Below are 1,743 nucleotides of genomic sequence, written 5' to 3'. Positions count from 1 at the left end.
CGGCGTGGTCGGCGGGCGCGGAGCGGTCGAACTCCCCCACCGGCGGCTGGTCCTGGTGCGTGCACGCGTCGCGGCCGGTGGGCCCGGTCCCGTCCCCGATCGGCTCGAGGTCGGCGTCGACGCCCGAGCGCACGATGCACGGCTTGCGCACCTCGACGCCGTGCCGTCGGGCGTCGGCCACGAGCGACTGCGGCGAGTAGAACCCCATCGGCTGTGCCCGCAGGAGCCCGGCCAGGAACGCCGCCGGGTGGTGCAGCTTGAGCCAGCTGCTGGCGTAGACCAGCAAGGCGAAGCTGATGGCGTGGCTCTCGGCGAAGCCGAAGTTCGCGAACGCCTGGATCCGTGCGTAGATGTCGTCGGCGACCTCGCCGGTGATGCCCTTGTCGGCCATCCCCCGGTACAGCTGCTCGCGCAGCCGGTCGATCTTCTCGATGCCACGCTTGGAGCCCATCGCCCGGCGCAGCAGGTCGGCCTCGTCGCCCGTGCACCCGCCCAGCACCATCGCGATCTGCATGAGCTGCTCCTGGAACAGCGGCACGCCCAGTGTCCGCTCGAGCACCGGGCGCAGCAGGTCGTGGGGGTACGTGATCGGCTCCTCCCCCAGCTTGCGGCGGATGTACGGGTGGACGGCACCGCCCTGGATCGGCCCGGGACGGATCAGCGCGATCTCGATGACCAGCTCGTAGAAGCGGCGAGGTCGCAGCCGCGGCAGCGTGCCGATCTGGGCGCGGCTCTCGACCTGGAACACGCCGATCGAGTCGGCCCGGCACAGCATGTCGTAGACGCCCTGCTCCTCCTTGGGCATCGTCGCCAGGGTCCAGCGCTCGCCGACGCGCTCCTCGACGATGTCGAAGGTGTGCTGGATCGCGCCGAGCATCCCCAGGCCCAGCAGGTCGAACTTGACCAGGCCCATGTAGGCGCAGTCGTCCTTGTCCCACTGCAGCACGGTGCGGCCGGGCATCCGGGCGCGCTCGATCGGCACGACCTCGCCGACGGGGCGCTCGGTCAGCACCATGCCGCCCGAGTGGATGCCCAGGTGCCGCGGCGACTTCATCGCCTGCTCGGCCAGCGCCACGACGGATGCCGGGATCTCACCTGGCTCGTCGGTGCGGATCGAGGACCACGAGTCGACCTTCTTGCTCCAGGCGTCCTGCTGGCCCACCGAGAACCCCAGCGCCCGCGCCATGTCGCGGACGGCGGACTTGGGCCGGTAGCTGATGACGTTGCAGACCTGCGCGGCGTTGCGGCGCCCGTACTTGTCGTAGACCCACTGGATGACCTCCTCGCGGCGGTCGGAGTCGAAGTCCACGTCGATGTCGGGCTCCTCGTCGCGCGTCGCGGACAGGAACCGCTCGAAGGGCAGGCCGTACTTGATCGAGTCGACCGCGGTGATCTCGAGGGCGTAGCAGACCGCCGAGTTGGCCGCGGATCCTCGCCCCTGGCACAGGATCCCGCGGCCCCGGGCGAACGCGACGATGTCGTGGACGATCAGGAAGTACCCGGCGAAGTCCTTGTCCTCGATCACCGCGAGCTCGCGCTGGAGGCGCTCCTCGGCGGCGACGCGGTCGTGCGCGTAGAGCCGGTCGGCGCCGCGACGCACCAGCTCGCGCAGCCACGTCATCGGCGTGTGACCGTCCGGGACCTGCTGCTTGGGCAGCCTGGGCGAGGCCTTGCGCAGGTCGAACGCGCACGCGTCGGCGACCTCGACCGAGCGGGCCACCGCGCCCGGCCAGCGGGCGAAGC

The 1,743-nt window shown here is 71.1% G+C and carries 1 protein-coding gene; it reads right to left on the bottom strand.

The window, feature by feature from the left end; all coding sequences use genetic code 11:
• The coding region (dnaE, locus tag RT323_RS16615) for a DNA polymerase III subunit alpha (RefSeq protein ID WP_313410405.1) at positions 1-1,743 on the bottom strand (1,743 nt) is incomplete at both ends.

It is taken from the genome of Aeromicrobium sp. (assembly GCF_032084975.1).
GTDB lineage: Bacteria > Actinomycetota > Actinomycetes > Propionibacteriales > Nocardioidaceae > Aeromicrobium.
The sequence above is the reverse complement of the archived record's forward strand: the minus strand, read 5'-3'. Positions and strand labels throughout refer to the sequence as shown.